A 13,977-nucleotide genomic window follows, 5' to 3' on the forward strand; every position below is an offset into this window, starting at 1 on the left:
ACTCTGAAATAATCATCGTAACGGCGAGAAAGGAGTAAACTTAAGAGATCCCCGAGAGGAGAAAAGCGATGAAACGACTCTTACTTTTAGCCATGCTGTTGCCGTTTGCAGGCTTTGCACAGCCCATCAACACCATGAATAACCCGAATCAACCCGGTTATCAGATCCCGAGCCAGCAGCGTATGCAAACCCAAATGCAATCGCAGCAGATTCAGCAGAAAGGGATGCTCAATCAGCAGTTGCAAACGCAGACGCGTATGCAACAACAGCATATGGAAAACCAAATCAATTCCAACTCCCAGCGCGTCCTTCAGTCTCAGCCTGGAGAGTTTAATTCCAGCCAGCAGCAAATGCTGCCCAACAGCAACGGTGGAATGTTAAGTGGAACCCGTAACCCGGACAGCTCGCTGAATAAGCAACATATGCTGTCGGAGAAAAAGAACGGCGACATGCTGAAGCCCTCCAGCACGCCGCAGCCTAACGTTCCGTTAAAAACAATTGGGCCTTAACAGGGCTGGAAATCCGGACCAATCGTATCAATGGCATCGGTACAGATGCAGTCCACTCCCCAGCGTAGCAGTTCCGCCGCGCGCTGGGGTCGGTTGACGGTATACACCAGAATACGCAGTCCTGCGTCGCGCAGCGCATCCACGCGCGCTTCATCCAGCAGCTTGTGATTAAGATGAATAGAGACGCAACCCAGCCGCGTTGTCAGCTCACGCCAGTCCTCGCGCCACTCATCAAGCAGTAAGCCTCTCGGCAGTTCAGGCGCCGCCTGCTGCGCCGCTGCAAGCGCGTCAATTTCAAAGGATGACAACAGCGGTGGTGTCATTCCCGCCCACAGTTCCCGAGCGGCCAGCGCTACGGCTTTGCCGGTTAACGTTCCGGTGCCGGTGGTGGGTTTAATTTCAATATTCGCCATCATACCGTGCTGACGGCAGCGCTCGGCCACTTGCGAGAGCAGCGGTAGCGGTTCGCCTTTAAACTCACCGCTAAACCAGCCACCGGCGTCCACGCGCAATAAATCCTGCCAGTTCAGCTCGCCTGCCACACCCCAACCATTGCTGGTGCGTTCCAGGTTGTCGTCATGCAGCAAGAAGATCTCACCGTCTTTCGACAATTTAGCGTCAAACTCAATCATGGTATGCCCGTATCGCGCCCCCATGTCGATCGCCGCCAGGGTGTTTTCCGGTGCCAGCTTACCGCCGCCGCGATGGGCGACGATATGGGGGTAAGGCCAGTTACTCATACGCGTTGTCCTGTTTCGCCATCAAAAAGATGCAGATGATTTTCTGGCAGATGCAGCCACAGCGTGCTGCCTGCCGTCGGGCGATGCTGATGCGCCAGTCGCACCACCAGCTTTTGCTCACCCCAACGTCCGTGTGCCAGGTTATCCGCTCCCAGCATTTCCAGCGTGTCGACGACCAACGGCACGCCGCCTTCGGCCTGCGAGCTTAGCGCAATATGCTCCGGGCGGATACCCAACGTCATGTTGCGCCCACCAGACTCCCTCGCGCTTCTGCCGAGGGGCAACGTCATGCCGTCATCCAGCTCAAAATGGGTGCCCGAGGCGCTGATGCGCCCGTCCAGCAGATTCATCGCCGGGCTGCCGATAAAACTCGCCACAAAGCGGCTGGCAGGCTTTTCATATACCTCAACCGGCGTGCCGATCTGCTCGGCAATGCCTTTGTTCATCACCATCACCCGCTGGGCGAGGGTCATCGCTTCAACCTGATCGTGCGTCACATACAGTGAGGTGGTTTTCAGTCGGCGATGCAGATGTTGTAACTCCAGACGCATCTGTACGCGCAGCTTGGCATCGAGGTTAGACAGAGGCTCATCAAACAGGAATACCGCTGGGTCACGGACAATCGCCCGCCCCATCGCCACACGCTGGCGCTGACCGCCGGAAAGCTCGCGCGGACGACGCTTGAGCAGTTCACCCAGCTCGAGAATACGCGCCGCCTCTTTCACCCGTTCGGCAATATGCTCCTTGCCCATCCCGCGGATTTTCAGCCCCCAGGCCATATTTTCTTCCACGCTCATATGTGGGTAGAGCGCGTAGTTCTGAAAGACCATCGCAATGCCGCGATCCTTAGGCTCCATTTCGGTGACGCGTTTATTATCAATCCAGATATCGCCGCCGCTCACCCGTTCAAGCCCGGCCACCATCCGTAGCAGCGTTGACTTACCGCAGCCGGATGGGCCAACCATCACGATAAATTCTCCGTCCGCGACATCCAGTGTCAGCGGTTTAATCACCTGGGTTTTGCCGTCCCAGCTTTTGGTTACTGCCTGTAGTTTTAAACCAGCCATTTTTATTTCTCACTATCGACCAGGCCACGTACGAAGGCACGCTGCATGGCTAACACGATGATTACCGGAGGGATGAGCGTCAGCAGCATGGCTGCCATTACCTGATTCCACTGCGTGGTGCCTTCACCAGTAGCAATCATGCCTTTGATACCTGCCACCGCAGTGCCCAAATTGACATCGGTAATAATTAACAACGGCCACAAATACTGGTTCCAGCCGTAGATAAAGGTGATCACAAACAGCGCCGCCAGATTGGTTTTTGACAGCGGTAGTACAATATCGCGGAAAAAACGCATCGGTGACGCGCCGTCAATACGCGCCGCCTCAACCAGTTCATCCGGCAGGGTCATAAAAAACTGCCGGAACAAGAACGTCGCAGTCGCCGATGCCATTAACGGCAGCGTCAGACCCGCATAGCTGTCGAGCATTTTCAGGTTGGCGATCACTTCCACCGTCGGGAAAATACGCACCTCGACCGGCAGCATCAGCGTGATAAAAATCATCCAGAAGAACAGGTTACGCAGTGGAAAGCGGAACCAGACGATGGCGAATGCGGAGAGCATAGAGACGGTGATTTTCCCTACTGTAATACTGAACGCCATGATGAAACTGTTGAGCATCATCAGCCAGAACGGCGCGCTGTTAACGCCCACGCCGTTGACCCAGATGTATTTCATGTTTTCCAGCAGTTGTGTGCCGGGAACCAGCGTCATCGGCGTTTCAAAGACTGCTTTGTTATCCAGCGTCGCCGCAACAAACGCGACGTACAGCGGAAACAGGATCACCATGATCCCCATAATCAACATGGCATGGCTGAATATTGTCAGCCCACGACGATTCTCAATCATTGGTAACGCACCTTACTTTCCACATAGCGGAACTGCACCACCGTCAAAATAATGACCAGGAACATCAGCACTACCGATTGGGCGGCCGAGGCGGAGAGATCCAGCCCGACAAAGCCTTCGCGATAGATCTTATAAATCAACGTAGTGGTCGCCTGTACCGGCCCACCCGCCGTGGCGGCATCGATCACCGGGAAGGTATCAAAGAAGGCATAAACCAGATTCACCACCAGCAGAAAGAAGCTGACCGGTGCAATCAGCGGCAGCGCCAGCTTAAAGAAGCGGCGAACCGGTCCCGCACCATCAATCGCGGCGGCTTCAATCAGCGACCGCGGAATAGACTGTAGTGCGGCAAAGAAGAACAGGAAGTTGTAACTAATCTGCTTCCAGACCGACGCAAACACCACCAGAAACATCGCCTGACCGCTGTTTTGCGCATGGTTCCAGTCATAGCCAAACTCACCGAGAAAATGGGTAATCAGCCCGCGCCCTGGGTTAAACAGGAAGATCCACAATACGGCGGCGACGGCGGGCGCGACGGCGTAAGGCAACAGCATCAGCGTCTGGTAAAAACGGCTACCGCGTACCACGTAATTCACCAGCGCCGCAAAAAATAACGACGCCAGCAAACCGCTTACCGTGACTAACGTACTGAACTTAATGGTGGTCCAGAATGAATCAAGGTAGTACGGGTCATGAAACAGCGCGATAAAGTTTTCCAGTCCGACAAACTGGCTAGAAAGACCAAACGGATCAACGGATTGTAGTGAATACCACAGCGCTTCACCGGCGGGCCAGATAAAGAAAATAACGGTGATAACCAACTGCGGGGCCACCAGCAAATAGGGAAGCCAGCGCGAGCGGAACACCGGACGGGATGAAGACATGTAGGTTCTTTTCCTGGAAGGTGCCAGATTGCGGTGCACACACCGTATCCGGCCTACAAACTACACGCATTTGTAGGCCGGGTAAGTCGCAGCCGCCACCCGGCATTTCACATTACGATTTAGTCGATTGCTCAAAGCGGCGCAGTAACTGATTGCCACGCTCAACGGCAGCATCCAGCGCCTGCTGCGGGGTTTTCTTCCCGGTCCAGACGCTTTCCAGTTCTTCATCTACGATGGTGCGGATCTGCGGCATGTTGCCCAGACGCAGCCCTTTGGTGAACGGCAACGGTGGCTTGTTCAGCATCTGGCGGGTGGCGATATCAGCCCCAGGATTCTTATCATAGAAGCCCTGCTCGCGGGTCAAGTCGTACGCGGCGGTGGTAATGGGCAGGTAGCCGGTCTTCTGGTGCCATTCGGCAGCAATTTCAGGCTTCGCCAGGAAGTTGAGGAACTGCGCCACGCCTTCGTAGGTTGCTTTGTCTTTACCCTGCATCACCCACAGGCTGGCTCCCCCGATAATCGCGTTCTGCGGCGCGCCCTTCACATCGGCATCGTACGGCATCATGCCGACGCCATAGTTGAATTTGGCGTAGTGGCGGATATCAGCCAGAGAACCGGAAGAGGCAGTGGTAATGGCACAATCCCCGTTATAGAACTTCTCGGTAGACTCGTCTTTACGCCCGAAGTAGCTGAAATCTCCTTTTTTGTTCAACTCTTCCAGCAGGGCGATATGTTTCACCTGTTCCGGTTTATTGAATTCCAGCACCGCGTCAGTACCGTCAAAGCCGTTGTTTTTGGTAGCCACCGGCAGACCATTCCAGGCGCTGAAGTTTTCAATCTGAATCCATCCCTGCCAGCCGCTGGCGTAACCGCACTTCATGCCTGCTGCTTTCAGCTTCGCGGTGTATTCCGCCAGATCCTGCCAGGTTTTTGGCGGCTGCTCAGGGTCTAAACCGGCTTTTTTGAAGGCATCTTTGTTGTAGTACAGCACCGGCGTGGAGCTGTTAAACGGCTGGGAGAGTAAGTGTCCGCTTTTAGAGTCGGTGTAATAACCGGAAACCGTTGGTACGAACTGAGACTCATCGAAGTTAATACCAGCCTCTTTGAATACTTCATAGACCGGTTTAATGGCTTTCGAGGCCATCATCGTTGCCGTGCCCACTTCATAAACCTGCAGTAGCGCAGGTGCGTTTCCGGTACGGAAAGCCGCAATACCTGCGCTCAGGCTCTGCTCGTAGTTGCCTTTGTACTGCGGAACAATTTTGTAGTCGGGATTGGCGGCATTAAAACGTTGCGCCAGTGAATCAACTTCTTTACCCAGTTCACCTTCCATTGAGTGCCAGAACGGGATAGTGGTGACGGCCAGAGCCTGACCTGCAAACGCCAGGCTAAGTGCCAGTCCTAAAGCTGTATGTCGTAACGATATCATCGGTTATCTCTCTTGTTGTGCCGGATGCGCGATATCACGCGTTTTATGCTCGCGGGGGTAACATGACATGCTCGAATGACAGAAAAATAACTTTTTTATTACAAAAAAAAGATAGTAAGGCGACAAACAGATGGCAAGGCGGTGAAAGCGTAGTGACAGGAAAATGCGGGGTGGTGCACAACAAAGCCGGGTAGCGCTATGTCTTACCCGGCCAGGATGACGTTATCTGTTGCAGCCAGCAAAGAACATTAATCTTTACGCCAGCGTCGTTCATATTCATTCTGTAAACGCTGCTGTTCCCGCCGCTCACGTTCGCGCTGAATATCCGATTTCTCATCTTCCCAGCCCGGGCAGACAGAGGAGGTGAACACTTCACAGGGCGAGCTGGACTGCGCTAACGAGTTGTCCGGTTTCTCTTCCCAGATTGAAGGGTCGCGCGGGTCGAACGCTGGCGGTGCTAAGGCCAGGGTATTTGATGAAAGCGTCAAAAACAAACCGCCAATCATCATGCAGATACCGGAACGTATCATCCTTTCTCCATGTTCACTTTTATTATTGATAACTATTCTCAATAATAACATAGAGCAATAAAAAGGGGCCATATCAGGCCCCCTTGTCCATTCAGAGAATGTTAACCGCCCAGATACGCGCTGCGCACTGCTTCGTTAGCCAGTAACGCATCACCAGTGTCTTCCAACACCACATGACCGTTTTCCAGCACGTAGCCGCGATCGGCGAGCTTCAGCGCCTGGTTAGCGTTCTGTTCGACGAGGAAGATTGTCATCCCCTGCTCGCGCAGTTGTTCGATGGTGTTGAAGATCTGCTGGATGATAATCGGCGCCAGACCCAGCGACGGCTCATCAAGCAGCAGCAGCCGCGGCTGACTCATCAGCGCACGGCCTATCGCCAGCATCTGCTGTTCACCGCCGGACATCGTGCCCGCACGCTGAATTCGACGTTCATGCAGGCGGGGAAACAAGTCATACACCCACTTGATGCGTTCCTGAAACTGGTCCTTTTCGGCAAAGAAGCCGCCCATCGCCAGGTTCTCTTCCACCGTCATGCGGGAAAACACGCGACGCCCTTCCGGAACAATCGCTACCGCTTCGCGCATGATTTTCGCCGTCTGCCAGTCGGTAATGTCTTTACCATCAAAAACAATTCGCCCACTTGTCGCTCGCGGATCGCCGCACAGCGTACCAAGCAGCGTGGTTTTTCCCGCGCCGTTGGCGCCGATAAGCGTCACGATTTCACCCTGATTGATATACAAGCTGACGTCGTGCAGCGCCTGTATCTTGCCGTAGTGGGCGCTGACTTTGTCAAAGGACAACATGACTTTTTCCATATTATGCGTCACCACCATTATGCTTCACCTAAATAGGCGCGGATCACGTCCGGGTTGTTACGAATCTGTTCCGGCGTCCCGTTCGCCAGCGGCGTGCCCTGATTCACCACGTAAATACGGTCGGAAATACCCATCACCAGCTTCATGTCGTGCTCAATCAACAAAATAGTGGTGTTGTGATGGTTACGCAGTTCAGCAATCAGCTCGTCCAGCTCTTTGGTCTCTTTCGGGTTGAGGCCTGCGGCGGGTTCGTCGAGCATCAGGATTTCCGGCTGGGTCACCATGCAACGTGCAATCTCCAGACGGCGCTGGTCGCCGTAGGCCAGGTTACTGGCCTGACGGTTGGCGTGCTCCAGCAAACCAATACGCTCCAGCCAGGTGGCGGCGCGATCCAACGCTTCACTCTGCGCGCGACGAAACGACGGGGTTTTTAACAAGCCGGAGAAGACGCCGGTTTTCAACTGCTGATGTTGCGCCACCAGCAGGTTTTCAATCACCGTCATTTCGCGAAACAGACGCACGTGCTGGAAAGTACGCACCACGCCCATCCGCGCAATTTGTTGACCCGGCAGCCCTTCCAGATGCTGGTCGCGCAGCTTAATCGTCCCACCCGTCGGCTTATAAAAACCGGTCAGGCAGTTAAAGACCGTGGTTTTTCCCGCGCCGTTTGGCCCGATTAACGAGACGATCTCCTGTGGCCTCAGCTCCAGTTCAACGTTGTTTACCGCCAGCAGACCGCCGAAGCGCATCATCAGGCCGTTGACGGATAATAATGGCTGACTCATGCCTGCTCTCCTTTTGCTTCCCCGTTTTTCAGCTTCAACTGCGGACGGGTCATCGGCAACAAGCCCTGCGGACGCCAGATCATCATCAGTACCATTAAACCACCCAGCATTAACATGCTGTATTCATTGAAATCACGCATCAGCTCGCGTGACACCACCAGCAGGATGGCCGCGAGGATCACTGCGAACTGTGAGCCCATTCCGCCCAGTACCACAATCGCCAGCACAAAGGCCGACTCGGCAAAGGTGAAGGATTCCGGGCTGACAAAACCCTGACGCGCGGCAAACAACGTACCGGCAAAACCGGCAAACGCGGCGCTGATGGTAAAAGCGGTCAGCTTGATGCGCGTAGGGTTTAAGCCCAACGAGCGACAGGCAATTTCATCTTCGCGCAGCGCTTCCCACGCACGACCCAACGGCATACGCAGCAGACGGTTGATGACAAACAGCGAGAAGACCACCAGCAGCAGCGCCACCAGATAAAGGAAAATCACGCGGTCAGAGGGATCGTACTTCACGTTAAAGAAGTTGCTGAAGGTATCCCAGCCACCTTCACGGGCAGTACGGCTGAACTCCAGACCGAAAAAGGTCGGTTTCGGGATCTGGCTGATACCGTTCGGACCACCGGTCACTTCGGTGTTGTTGAGCAGCAGGATACGGACGATTTCGCCGAAGCCTAAAGTCACAATCGCCAGATAGTCACCGCGCAGGCGCAGTACCGGGAAGCCGAGCATAAAGCCCGCAGCAGCGGAAACTAGCCCCGCCAGCGGCAGACAGGTCCAGAAGCCGAGTCCGTAATAGTGGTTCAGCAGCGCGAAGGTGTAAGCACCGATGGCATAGAAGCCGCCGTAACCCAGCACCAGCAGACCGGAAAGCCCCACCACCACGTTTAAGCCGAGGCCGAGGATGATATAAATCATCGTCAACGTGGCAATATCAACCGTACCGCGCGACACCATAAACGGCCACGCCACGGCAATCACCAGCAGCGCGACCAGGAACAGCTTCTGTTTAACGGTGGAGCCATCAATCGCCGGCAGAATAAACTTCGGTCCGGAGACACTCTTCAGGCCCTTCTGGAAAGCTGGACGCAACAGTTGGAAGAGAAAAACCACGCCAGTGCCGATAAACACCCACTGCCAGCGGATATCCGCGGCGCTATCCACCACCAGTTTGGTGCCGTCAAGCTCCAACTGGACGCCCATAAAGACGCCCGCCAGGATGAAGAACATAGCGGCAGAGAGCAGCGCCATTGCAAAATGCATCGGTTTCATACTTTCTCTACCTCCGGGCGACCCAGAATACCGGTCGGCATCACCAGCAGCACCAGAATCAGCAGCGCGAATGAAACCACGTCTTTGTATTCGGTACTCAGATAAGCAGAGGAGAGCGCTTCCGCGACACCCAGAATCAGGCCGCCGATCATCGCTCCAGGAATGCTGCCGATGCCGCCCAGTACCGCCGCGGTAAAGGCTTTCATTCCGGCCATAAAGCCGATATAGGGGTTAATTACGCCGTAGAACTGGCCGAGCAGTACGCCCGCTACCGCCGCCATTGCCGCGCCAATCACAAAGGTCAGCGCAATCACGCGATCGGTATTTATGCCGAGCAGGCTGGCCATTTTCAGGTCTTCCGCGCAGGCACGGCAGGCACGGCCCATACGGGAGTAACGGATAAACAGCGTCAGCGCCAGCATCGCCAGGAAGGTTACAATCCAGATAACCAACTGCATGGTGGTGATGGAAGCAGAGAAGTTTTCGCTACTGCCGACAGTCCACTGGCCGTTAAACAGGCTGGGCAGCGCCACATCGCGCGAACCTTCCGTCAGGCTGACGTAGTTTTGCAGGAAGATGGACATCCCGATAGCGGAAATCAGCGCGATCAGGCGCTTAGAGCTGCGCACGGGCCGATACGCTACGCGTTCAATGCTCCAGCCGTAGGCGCTGGCAATCACAATCGCGCCGACAAAGCCCGCCGCGACCAGTAGCCAGCTGGAATCAATACCCATCATCATTAGCGCAGCGATGATCATAAAGGAGACATAGCTGCCAATCATATACACCTCGCCGTGGGCGAAGTTGATCATGCCGATAATGCCGTACACCATCGTGTAACCGATAGCGATCAGCGCGTAGGTGCTTCCCAGCGTGACGCCGTTAAACATCTGCTGCAAGAAATAGAGGAACTGCTCGGACATAAGGTAACCTTTCTTAACCCGCCCGTTTTGCACGGGCGGTGGGATAACTCGTCTTCAGCTATTACTTCGCGACGGTCGATGATCCGTCCGCGTGCCACTGGAAGACACCAAACTCAAATCCCTTCAAATCGCCTTTTTCGTCCCATTTCAGCGGCCCAATCACGGTGTCAGCCCCGTGTGCTTTCAGATCTTTCACCAGCTCCAACGGCTCTTTGCTACCGCTGCGATCCATTGCTGTCGCCAATGACTGGACGGCTGCATAAGTGATCCACACGTACGGCCCGGTTGGATCTTTCTTGTCAGCTTTGAGCGCATCGACGATAGCTTTATTCGCCGGATCCTGGTCATAGCGTTTTGGCATGGTCACCAGCATGCCTTCAGCGGCATCACCGGCAATATTAGACAGCGACGCATTGCCCACGCCCTCAGGTCCCATAAACTGGGTATTCAGCCCGACGGAGCGAGCCTGGCGCAGCATTTGTCCCATTTCCGGGTAGTAGCCGCCGTAATAAACAAAATCGATATTTTCTTTTTTCAGGCGGGCGATCAGCGCAGAAAAATCTTTTTCCCCGGCAGTGATCCCGTCAAAGAAGACGATATTGGCTTTGCCCGCTTTCAGGCTCTCCTGCACTGAACGCGCCAGGCCTTCACCGTATTGCTGTTTATCGTGAATGATGGCGATGCGTTGCGGCTTCACCTTCTCCAGAATGTATTTCGCGGCGGTCGGCCCCTGAGAGGAGTCCAGGCCCGCTGTACGCATAATGTGTGCGTAACCGCGCTGGGTCAGTTCCGGGTTGGTCGCGCCCGGGGAAATCATCAGAATGCCTTCGTCTTCATAGATATCTGATGCGGGCTGCGTGGAAGATGAGCACAGATGACCAATAACGTACTGAATGCCGTCATTGACGATTTTGTTCGCTACCGCAACGGCCTGTTTCGGATCGCAGGCGTCGTCATATTCGACGGCAACCAGTTTGTCGCCTTTGACCCCGCCTTTGGCATTGATATCTTTAATGGCCTGACGTGCGCCATTAAATTCCATATCACCCCACTGCGCGACCGGACCTGACATCGCCCCGACAACAGCGACCTTGATATCCTCCGCCATGACCGCGTGTGACATTGCCAGTGCTATCACCCCTGCGATGATTGTTTTCGCATTCCGTTTCATTTTCCTGAATCCCCATTCGTGATGATGTATATATTTTGTATTTATGTGGTTAAAAAGCAGACTGTGCTTTTTTTGAACTGTACTATTTTTACCAGTCTCGTTAATGGTTTAGCGCAGTTTTTTAAGCAAATTACGGCTAAAATCTCTATTTTTCAGTCGATTAAGAAAAGATAATATTCTGCTTTTCACTATAGATAAACAAAAAAAAGTGCATTTGTCAGCATAAAATAACGGCACAAAGAGCGGAATAAAATGCTGCATTCCAGGGTATTATCCTGCCTGTTTTTCAATCTCTACTGTTTCAATCTGTCATTGTCGTTGTTACAAAACTATTAACCTGGTTAATCGCATTAAAAAGAGAAAGCATCCGGGCGAATTATTTCGGTACACTGATTCCATCTTTTGTGATTTGGACATGCTGTTAATGAAGCTGACCATCGTTCGTTTAGATAACTTTAGCGACCAGGACCTGATTGATCTGGGCAAAATCTGGCCGGAATATTCCGCCTCATCATTAAGCGTAGATGAAACGCACCGGATCTACGCCGCACGCTTTAACGAGCGTCTGTTAGGTGCCGTGCGGGTAACCCTGAGCGGCACACAAGGCGCACTGGATTCATTGCGCGTGCGCGATATCACTCGCCGTCGCGGCGTCGGGCAGTATTTGATCGAAGAAGTGATCCGGGAAAACCCTGACGTGAGTTCGTGGTGGATGGCCGACGTCGGCGTTGAAGACCGCAGCGTGATGGCCGCATTTATGCAGGTGTTAGGGTTTACGGCCCAGGAAAATGGCTGGGAGAAACGGTAGAAAACCGCCCCCAACCAATTGTATTACGAGTATTTTCCCAAGAATTTTGTGTTGCAGGCAGGCGGCAAGTTATAAAATCCCCGGAGCTTACATAAGTAAGTGACCGGGGTTGAATAACGCAGCCAACACACCTGCGGCACGAAAGGCGCCGGGAAAATCACTTGGCGTCTGTCGCCGTCCCGTTTGCATGCCAGTCAAACACGCCGAATTCGAAGCCTTTCAGGTCGCCCTTCGCATCCCATGACAGCGGCCCCATCACGGTTTCCACTGAGTTTGCTTTCAGATACTTGGCAATTTCAGCCGGATCATCAGACTGGTTCAGACCGGCCTGCAAAGATTGCAGCGCGGCGTAGGTGGTCCATACGAATGCGCCGCTCGGATCCTGTTTCTTGGCTTTGATAGCATCTACGATGGGTTTGTTCGCCGGAACCTGGTCGTAGTTCTTCGGTTTCGTTACCAGTAAGCCTTCTGCAGATTCACCGGCGATGTTAGACAGCGACACGTTCGCTACACCTTCTGGCCCCATAAACTGGGTTTTCAGACCCGCGGCGCGTGCCTGACGCAGGATTTGCCCCATTTCCGGGTGGTAACCGCCGTAGTAAACGAAATCGATATTCTCTTTCTTCAAACGCGCTACCAGCGTAGAAAAATCTTTTTCCCCGGCGGTGATCCCGTCAAAGAACACCACGTTGGCGTTACCCTTTTTCAGGCCATCCTGCACCGCGCGGGCCAGACCTTCACCGTACTGCTGCTTATCATGAATAATCGCGATGCGCTGCGGCTTCACTTTTTCAACGATATATTTGGCGGCCGTTGGGCCCTGATCGGAATCCAGACCAGTGGTACGCATTACCAGGCTATAGCCGCGCGCGGTCAGCTCCGGCGCCGTTGCCGCTGGAGTGATCATCAGAATACCTTCGTCTTCATAGATGTCTGACGCAGGCTGAGTGGAAGAAGAGCACAGGTGACCGATTACGTATTTAATCCCGTCGTTGACCACTTTGTTCGCAACCGCTACCGCTTGTTTCGGGTCACAGGCATCGTCATATTTCACCATGACCAGTTTGTCACCTTTCACGCCGCCCTTGGCATTGATATCCGCAATTGCCTGCTCTGCGCCGGTAAATTCCTGATCGCCATATTGTGCTACCGGGCCAGACATCGCCCCCACAACAGCAATTTTTATATCTTCTGCTAATGCCATGTTGCTGAATGCGAGTGCAATACATCCTGCCAGTAACGCTTTACCCTTCATTTTCATCCTGAGGTTCCTCATTGTTATGGTTGTTGCATTTGTTGTGATGTTGTTATTTGGCACATTATTCTGATATTGGCGTCACACCAAGTATAAGACATTGATATTTAGGCATGCTGACCGTGCATTTTCAGCATACTCTGCTAAAACATACCCCATTTTTATGGATTTGAAACGTGAATTTTTGCGATGACATAACATATAGGTGACAAAACTATAAATATCAATTTCATCTCCATAATATGACCTTGTATCATCGATATAAAATATAATCTTAATTAAGATGTATTGTTGAATATATATAAATGACAGTATTATTTATAAAAGCCAAATATTATATTATTTTGTTATGCGTTATATGCATCCGCTAGAAATAGCCATATTAGTCAATACATTCAATATGTGATCTTGGTAACGTTTAAAAATCCATAAAACAATATATATTCAAAGAACAGAAACCACTCTCAAGAATGGAGTCTGTTACATACAAAATATAAATCAAACATATGGATTATATATATAAGGAAGATAACCATTGAATCTCTATGATATTATCATATTAACACATGGTGACGCAGGTAAAGAGTTATTAAACAGTAGTGAAATGATTGTTGGCAAAACGAAAAATACAACGGCTATTTCTCTGATCATCGGGATGTCACCAGAAACGTTAATGGAGCAAACAAGGAAAATACTCAGACCCAATATTAAAACCGTTATTCTTACCGATATTTATGGTGGAACACCATCAAATGTAGCGACGGTTCTCTCCAGAGAATACCCTATTCATTGTATTAGCGGCGTAAACCTTGCCATGCTGCTTGAAGCGAATATGTTACAAGACTCCGATAAAGAAATCACCATCGAAGAATATGTTCAATGTATTCATGATGCCGGTAAAGATATGGTTCAAAGTTATCAATTTAATAAAGGATAATA

General features: G+C 52.5%; 15 protein-coding genes. 3 read left to right on the forward strand and 12 right to left on the reverse strand.

The genetic code is table 11. The annotated features are described in order from the left end of the window. Positions 1 to 68: 68 nt before the first annotated feature. Positions 69 to 509, forward strand: a complete 441-nt coding sequence (locus OGV93_RS07875) for a DUF2756 family protein (RefSeq protein ID WP_016157658.1) — start codon at positions 69 to 71, stop codon at positions 507 to 509. Here the strand turns inward: OGV93_RS07875 and ugpQ are convergent. From ugpQ to livK, 11 genes are all read right to left on the reverse strand, one after another. After that, positions 506 to 1,249: a glycerophosphodiester phosphodiesterase gene (ugpQ, locus tag OGV93_RS07880; RefSeq protein ID WP_019078127.1), complete on the reverse strand. Its 744-nt coding sequence runs from the start codon at positions 1,247 to 1,249 to the stop codon at positions 506 to 508. The two genes, OGV93_RS07875 and ugpQ, sit on opposite strands and share 4 nt — an antisense overlap. Further along, complete coding sequence (locus OGV93_RS07885; RefSeq protein WP_016154829.1) at positions 1,246 to 2,316, reverse strand: sn-glycerol-3-phosphate import ATP-binding protein UgpC; 1,071 nt, start codon at positions 2,314 to 2,316, stop codon at positions 1,246 to 1,248. Before OGV93_RS07885 ends, ugpQ begins: the two co-directional genes overlap by 4 nt. 2 nt (positions 2,317 to 2,318) lie before the next feature. Continuing rightward, the gene (gene ugpE / locus OGV93_RS07890; protein WP_003023450.1) at positions 2,319 to 3,164 is read right to left on the reverse strand and encodes a sn-glycerol-3-phosphate ABC transporter permease UgpE; all 846 of its coding nucleotides are present in this window, start codon (positions 3,162 to 3,164) and stop codon (positions 2,319 to 2,321) included. Further along, the gene (gene ugpA / locus OGV93_RS07895; protein ID WP_213239358.1) at positions 3,161 to 4,048 is read right to left on the reverse strand and encodes a sn-glycerol-3-phosphate ABC transporter permease UgpA; all 888 of its coding nucleotides are present in this window, start codon (positions 4,046 to 4,048) and stop codon (positions 3,161 to 3,163) included. The genes ugpE and ugpA overlap by 4 nt, the downstream gene beginning before the upstream one ends. A 112-nt stretch (positions 4,049 to 4,160) precedes the next feature. Continuing rightward, positions 4,161 to 5,477 (reverse strand): sn-glycerol-3-phosphate ABC transporter substrate-binding protein UgpB, encoded by a 1,317-nt coding sequence (ugpB, locus tag OGV93_RS07900; RefSeq protein ID WP_016154831.1) that lies wholly within the window; start codon positions 5,475 to 5,477, stop codon positions 4,161 to 4,163. A 248-nt stretch (positions 5,478 to 5,725) separates the two neighbouring features. Further along, positions 5,726 to 6,007, reverse strand: a complete 282-nt coding sequence (locus OGV93_RS07905) for a hypothetical protein (protein ID WP_155574538.1) — start codon at positions 6,005 to 6,007, stop codon at positions 5,726 to 5,728. A gap of 101 nt (positions 6,008 to 6,108) precedes the next feature. After that, the gene (gene livF, locus OGV93_RS07910; RefSeq protein WP_085951092.1) at positions 6,109 to 6,822 is read right to left on the reverse strand and encodes a high-affinity branched-chain amino acid ABC transporter ATP-binding protein LivF; all 714 of its coding nucleotides are present in this window, start codon (positions 6,820 to 6,822) and stop codon (positions 6,109 to 6,111) included. 17 nt (positions 6,823 to 6,839) lie between these two features. Then, positions 6,840 to 7,607 (reverse strand): high-affinity branched-chain amino acid ABC transporter ATP-binding protein LivG, encoded by a 768-nt coding sequence (gene livG / locus OGV93_RS07915; protein WP_003023438.1) that lies wholly within the window; start codon positions 7,605 to 7,607, stop codon positions 6,840 to 6,842. Then, positions 7,604 to 8,881: a branched chain amino acid ABC transporter permease LivM gene (livM, locus tag OGV93_RS07920; RefSeq protein WP_016157662.1), complete on the reverse strand. Its 1,278-nt coding sequence runs from the start codon at positions 8,879 to 8,881 to the stop codon at positions 7,604 to 7,606. Before livM ends, livG begins: the two co-directional genes overlap by 4 nt. Beyond that, a complete protein-coding gene (livH, locus tag OGV93_RS07925; protein ID WP_003023435.1) occupies positions 8,878 to 9,804 on the reverse strand; it encodes a high-affinity branched-chain amino acid ABC transporter permease LivH in 927 nt (308 codons plus the stop codon). The genes livM and livH overlap by 4 nt, the downstream gene beginning before the upstream one ends. Positions 9,805 to 9,865: 61 nt before the next feature. Next, the gene (gene livK, locus OGV93_RS07930; RefSeq protein WP_016154836.1) at positions 9,866 to 10,975 is read right to left on the reverse strand and encodes a high-affinity branched-chain amino acid ABC transporter substrate-binding protein LivK; all 1,110 of its coding nucleotides are present in this window, start codon (positions 10,973 to 10,975) and stop codon (positions 9,866 to 9,868) included. A gap of 424 nt (positions 10,976 to 11,399) precedes the next feature. Between livK and panM the strand changes: the two genes are divergently transcribed. Then, complete coding sequence (gene panM / locus OGV93_RS07935) at positions 11,400 to 11,783, forward strand: aspartate 1-decarboxylase autocleavage activator PanM (protein WP_016154837.1); 384 nt, start codon at positions 11,400 to 11,402, stop codon at positions 11,781 to 11,783. 157 nt (positions 11,784 to 11,940) lie between these two features. On the opposite strand, the gene livJ is transcribed toward panM, so the two are convergent. Next, positions 11,941 to 13,044 carry a branched chain amino acid ABC transporter substrate-binding protein LivJ gene (livJ, locus tag OGV93_RS07940; protein ID WP_101700395.1) on the reverse strand — a complete coding sequence of 368 codons (1,104 nt, stop codon included), beginning with the start codon at positions 13,042 to 13,044 and terminating at the stop codon, positions 11,941 to 11,943. Positions 13,045 to 13,573: 529 nt separating this feature from the next. Here livJ and OGV93_RS07945 point away from each other — a divergent pair. Continuing rightward, positions 13,574 to 13,975, forward strand: coding sequence for a PTS sugar transporter subunit IIA (locus OGV93_RS07945; RefSeq protein ID WP_047501419.1), 402 nt, complete (start codon positions 13,574 to 13,576; stop codon positions 13,973 to 13,975). Positions 13,976 to 13,977: the final 2 nt, after the last annotated feature.

This window comes from Citrobacter sp. Cb031 (assembly GCF_030336725.1).
GTDB classification, from domain to species: domain Bacteria; phylum Pseudomonadota; class Gammaproteobacteria; order Enterobacterales; family Enterobacteriaceae; genus Citrobacter; species Citrobacter braakii.

Excerpts from the sequence above, each read along its gene's own strand:
- OGV93_RS07875 (WP_016157658.1), top strand. The coding sequence starts at position 69 with ATGAAACGACTCTTACTTTTAGCCATGCTGTTGCCGTTTGCAGGCTTT.
- ugpQ (WP_019078127.1), bottom strand. The coding sequence starts at position 1,249 with ATGAGTAACTGGCCTTACCCCCATATCGTCGCCCATCGCGGCGGCGGT.
- OGV93_RS07885 (WP_016154829.1), bottom strand. The coding sequence starts at position 2,316 with ATGGCTGGTTTAAAACTACAGGCAGTAACCAAAAGCTGGGACGGCAAA.
- ugpE (WP_003023450.1), bottom strand. The coding sequence starts at position 3,164 with ATGATTGAGAATCGTCGTGGGCTGACAATATTCAGCCATGCCATGTTG.
- ugpA (WP_213239358.1), bottom strand. The coding sequence starts at position 4,048 with ATGTCTTCATCCCGTCCGGTGTTCCGCTCGCGCTGGCTTCCCTATTTG.
- ugpB (WP_016154831.1), bottom strand. The coding sequence starts at position 5,477 with ATGATATCGTTACGACATACAGCTTTAGGACTGGCACTTAGCCTGGCG.
- OGV93_RS07905 (WP_155574538.1), bottom strand. The coding sequence starts at position 6,007 with ATGATACGTTCCGGTATCTGCATGATGATTGGCGGTTTGTTTTTGACG.
- livF (WP_085951092.1), bottom strand. The coding sequence starts at position 6,822 with ATGGAAAAAGTCATGTTGTCCTTTGACAAAGTCAGCGCCCACTACGGC.
- livG (WP_003023438.1), bottom strand. The coding sequence starts at position 7,607 with ATGAGTCAGCCATTATTATCCGTCAACGGCCTGATGATGCGCTTCGGC.
- livM (WP_016157662.1), bottom strand. The coding sequence starts at position 8,881 with ATGAAACCGATGCATTTTGCAATGGCGCTGCTCTCTGCCGCTATGTTC.
- livH (WP_003023435.1), bottom strand. The coding sequence starts at position 9,804 with ATGTCCGAGCAGTTCCTCTATTTCTTGCAGCAGATGTTTAACGGCGTC.
- livK (WP_016154836.1), bottom strand. The coding sequence starts at position 10,975 with ATGAAACGGAATGCGAAAACAATCATCGCAGGGGTGATAGCACTGGCA.
- panM (WP_016154837.1), top strand. The coding sequence starts at position 11,400 with ATGAAGCTGACCATCGTTCGTTTAGATAACTTTAGCGACCAGGACCTG.
- livJ (WP_101700395.1), bottom strand. The coding sequence starts at position 13,044 with ATGAAAATGAAGGGTAAAGCGTTACTGGCAGGATGTATTGCACTCGCA.